The following is a 3,729-nucleotide window of genomic DNA, read 5'->3' as shown; positions in this document are numbered from 1 at the left end:
GGCCTCGACTGCGCTCAATCCACGGTCAGCACGCAGGTGAGGATCGACACCATCTGCTGGATCCCGACCGGCCGGCCGACGGCTGCACCGAGTATTTGTTAGTGTCGAAGCGCACCGTGCAGGTCTTCGACACTGACGCGGGAATGCAATGGAAGCCGTCGAAGCGAAGGGCGAGCGCACGATCTGGGAACGTGTCCTAAGAAGAGCGCGCCAGCTTCATTCCCTATGCCGGTTGTTCGGGATGGATGCGCGCCTTGGCAAGGCAACGCAATTGTCGGCCAGCCAGCCGTTGAGGTCCTCCAACAAGCGCAGCCTCGGTGTGAAGAAGCGCTCGCGCACTAGCCCGACCTGGTTCTCGACTCGCCCCTTCTCCCAGCCGGCTGCCGGCGTGAGGCCTCCGGCTCGACAAGGCCCGCACATCTCCGCAAAACAGCGGTTGTAGCGGCGATCCCTGCCGATGAAGATCGCGTCCACCGCCGTCTTCATGTCGTCGTAGATGCCGCGCGTACAGGCGCCGCGGAAGAAGCCGAACGCCCGGTCATGGGCGGCGAACACCATCTGATCGGAGGCATTTGTGTTTTGGATGTTGGTTGTTGGAGACGATTGCAAAGATACGCCGGCTGTCACTGGTGCAGGGAAAGTCGGTCAAGGCGATCTGCCGGGAGCTGAAGATCTCCCGGAAGGTGGTGCGCAAGGTTTTGCGTTCCGAGGAGACAGAGTTCCGCTACGAGCGCAAGCATCAGCCTTATTCGCCGGTGGGCGCCTGGCGTGACGAGCTGGATCGGCTGCTGTCGGCGCGGGAATTCATCCGCCGCCCATTGGCGCCGACATCATGCAGCGCGATCAGCGCCGTCAGCGCCGGCTGGCGTCAACGGACTGACGGTTTCGGGCGGCACATTGCGGCTCAGCCCCGGTGCCGGCGGCACCACACTGGCCAACCCGAAACAGTTTGCCGGCTATCGCGGCGATGCCGCCAATCCTGGGGCTATCCTGCTGGTCCAGAATGGCCTGCACATCGAAATCCTGATCGACCGCGCCAATCAGATCGGTCGCACCGATCCGGCCGGCATTGCCGATGTCATCCTGGAATCGGCGCTGACCACCATTCAGGACTGCGAGGATTCAGTCGCGGCGGTGGATGCCGAGGACAAGGTCGTGGTCTACCGGAACTGGCTCGGCCTGATGAAGGGCGACCTGGCCGAGGAAATCAGCAAGGGCGGCAAGAGCTTCGTGCGCAAGCTCAACCCGGACCGCGCCTGGACGGCGCCCAATGGCGGTGCGCTGAGCCTGCCCGGCCGCTCTCTGATGCTGGTCAGGAATGTCGGCCACCTGATGACCAATCCCGCCATTCTCGACCGCGATGGCAACGAGACGCCGGAAGGCATCATGGATGCGCAGGGGTCCCGTTTGGGGTCTGACGCATTCTCGGCGCGGTCCCCGCCTAGGTTGCCCCGACGAGGCGGGCCTGGAGAAGATCGATCTTGGCGCGGCCGTACATCTGTCGTTTGATAAGTTTGAGTTTAGTGATCTGGCCCTCGGTCTGGCCATTCGACCATGGTGATGTGATGGCATTGCGGACCGCGACCATGGCCCACGAGCCATGCCTGCGATGTCGCCTGCTCGCGATCAGGCAGCAATGTCACCGGCCTGCGGCGCTCGAGATCGCAGACAATCGTGCCGTATCGCTGACCGCGCCGGAATGCGAAATCGTCGATGCCGATGATGAAGAGCTTATCGCGCGGCCGTTCAGTCCTGCGGCGCACGACACGCAACAGGGCATCGTTGCTCACCGGCATCATCAGGCGCTCGGCAAAGGCCGCGGCCGGCCTGCCGCCTAGCGCCAGTCCCAAGTGATGGACGATGCTCTCGAGACGTCCGGTCCTTCGCGACAACGGAGCCAAAACATCAGCCCCAAACCGCTCGGCAAAAATGCGGCGGCGGCAAAGAACGGCGTCGCACCAGAAACGGCGAACCGTCACGCGGAGGATAACTCGTCGACCAGCGATGGGCAGATCGGAGACTTGCCGTATGTATCGGCTCCGGGTTCGACGGGAACAGGTCCCGCAGCATGGGCATGTTGCCGAAACCGCCGCGGCCGCACATCAAAAAACATGCAATCCGTGTCGATTTCGGTTTGTTCGACGACAAACCCAGCAGGCGCCAATCTCGTCGACCCAAATCTCCGTTCCATCGCTGATTCCCCCTCGGAAATCGCGACATCAGCCTTCACATGCAGCAAGATTGAGTCAGACCCTCGTTTGGACGAAAACCACCCTTCAAACAGGGTCCTCATTCCATGAAAAATCACATCCTCCAACGGCTGAATGCGCGACGAGCTGGTGAACGAGAGCCTGTTCTTCGGCCTCGACCACGCCCGCAGTGCCATTGCCGAATGGAGGCAGGACTTCAACACCGCGAGGCCGCATCCCTCGCTCGGCTACCAGACCTGCGCATTTCGCACAAGCCGGACAGGGGCGGAGTGCACCCCCAGACTGAGACAAGGCAAATCGCGGACGGTTTCCCTGCAAGATAGGAAACTGGGGCATAGCCGGACGGCAAAGAGTTATTGATGAGGACCAAAAGCTGAAGCTTCTCCAGCGCATGGAGGCGGGCGAAACCGTCAGCACGTTAGCCGACGAGGTTGGCATCAGTCGCCAACGACTTTACGAGTGGCGTGATCACCTCAGGCTTCGTGGTAATCTGACGTCACGTCGGCGCGGCGGGCCCGCCAGATCTCAGGAGTTGACGGGGCCGCGCAGGTGCAGAGCGCAGTCGACACGCCGGCACCTCAGGAAAAGGCGCTGACAAGATCTGGGAATTGGAGCAGAAAGTCGGGCAGCATTTTTTTCGCGAAGCCTTGCGGCATTTCGAGGAAGATCATCGTCGGAGCAGCGCTCCTGGCGAAACGGGATCTTCAAAGTCATCGAAAAGATGACGACCGGCCTGTCGCAAGGCGAATCCAACATCGACAGAATGTGCTGGCTCGCTGGCGTCAGCCGCGCGAGTTACTACCGTCATTGGCTGGATTCGACGCCTCGGCGGGCCGAGACAGGTTTGCGCGATCTCATTCAGAAGATGGCTCTCGGCAACGCACTACGGATACCGCCGGATCGCAGCCCTGCTGCGGCGGGAGGGATGGCAAGTCAACCATAAGTGGATTCTAGGGATCATGCGGGAAGACAATCTATTGTGCCTGCGCGCAAGACCCTTTGTTCCTGTGACGACGAACTCGAGGCATGGTTGGCACGTCGTGCCGAACCTTGCCAAGGGCATGATCCTCAATGGGCTCGACCAGCTGTGGGTGGCCGATATCACGTTCCTGCATCTGGCTGAGGAGTTTGCTTTCCTTGCCGTTGTCCTGGATGCGTTTAGCCGCAAAGTCGTCGGATGGGCGTTGGATACGCATCTCAGAGAAAGCCTTGCGACCGAGGCTCTCGAGATGGCCATCGCTAACCGCCAGCCCGAGCCAGGGAGCCTCGTCCATCATTCCGACCGCGGAGTTCAAGGCGGATTCAAGCGGTCGTCGCAACACTCTGAAGTTGGAGGTTGCGATGAGCATTCGAAAGCGGCGATCGGCACGGTCTGGACGAGCGCCATTGCCTTCACCAGGACGGCCGCCTGTGGCGGGGCGCGATGAACAGATTAGATTCTGGCGGGCGATCGCCGCGGGGCTGGGCAGCGAAGATGCTGCGCTCGAAGCCGGACTGTCGCAGCCTGTAGGAACCAGAT

At 61.5% G+C, this 3,729-nt stretch carries 2 protein-coding genes and 6 pseudogenes; 5 read left to right on the top strand and 3 right to left on the bottom strand.

Annotated features, from left to right (window positions below; translation table 11 throughout):
• Nucleotides 1–73 precede the first annotated feature (73 nt).
• Nucleotides 74–567: pseudogene (locus C1D09_RS21815) on the bottom strand (IS21 family transposase); the annotation flags it as partial.
• A gap of 294 nt (nucleotides 568–861) precedes the next feature.
• Here C1D09_RS21815 and C1D09_RS21805 point away from each other — a divergent pair.
• Nucleotides 862–1,395 (top strand): annotated as a pseudogene (locus C1D09_RS21805) (malate synthase G); the annotation flags it as partial.
• A 46-nt stretch (nucleotides 1,396–1,441) separates the two neighbouring features.
• Here C1D09_RS21805 and C1D09_RS34380 read toward each other — a convergent pair.
• Both C1D09_RS34380 and C1D09_RS21795 read right to left on the bottom strand, forming a co-directional pair.
• Nucleotides 1,442–1,582 (bottom strand): annotated as a pseudogene (locus C1D09_RS34380) (transposase); the annotation flags it as partial.
• A 13-nt stretch (nucleotides 1,583–1,595) separates the two neighbouring features.
• Nucleotides 1,596–2,191 (bottom strand): annotated as a pseudogene (locus C1D09_RS21795) (transposase family protein); the annotation flags it as partial.
• Nucleotides 2,192–2,324: 133 nt separating this feature from the next.
• Between C1D09_RS21795 and C1D09_RS21790 the strand changes: the two are divergent.
• The 4 genes and pseudogenes from C1D09_RS21790 to C1D09_RS34370 all read left to right on the top strand — a co-directional run.
• Nucleotides 2,325–2,453, top strand: a pseudogene (locus C1D09_RS21790) (integrase core domain-containing protein); the annotation flags it as partial.
• Nucleotides 2,454–2,601: 148 nt separating this feature from the next.
• Nucleotides 2,602–2,805 (top strand): hypothetical protein, encoded by a 204-nt coding sequence (locus C1D09_RS34375; RefSeq protein ID WP_167514708.1) that lies wholly within the window; start codon nucleotides 2,602–2,604, stop codon nucleotides 2,803–2,805.
• 181 nt (nucleotides 2,806–2,986) lie between these two features.
• Nucleotides 2,987–3,637 (top strand): DDE-type integrase/transposase/recombinase, encoded by a 651-nt coding sequence (locus C1D09_RS21780; RefSeq protein WP_342780249.1) that lies wholly within the window; start codon nucleotides 2,987–2,989, stop codon nucleotides 3,635–3,637.
• A pseudogene (locus C1D09_RS34370) lies at nucleotides 3,552–3,729 on the top strand (IS30 family transposase); the annotation flags it as partial. The gene C1D09_RS21780 and the pseudogene C1D09_RS34370, both read left to right, overlap by 86 nt.

Source organism: Mesorhizobium intechi, assembly GCF_002879535.1.
Lineage (GTDB): Bacteria > Pseudomonadota > Alphaproteobacteria > Rhizobiales > Rhizobiaceae > Mesorhizobium > Mesorhizobium intechi.
Note: the sequence above shows the minus strand (reverse complement) of the source record. Positions and strands in the feature narration are given on the sequence as shown.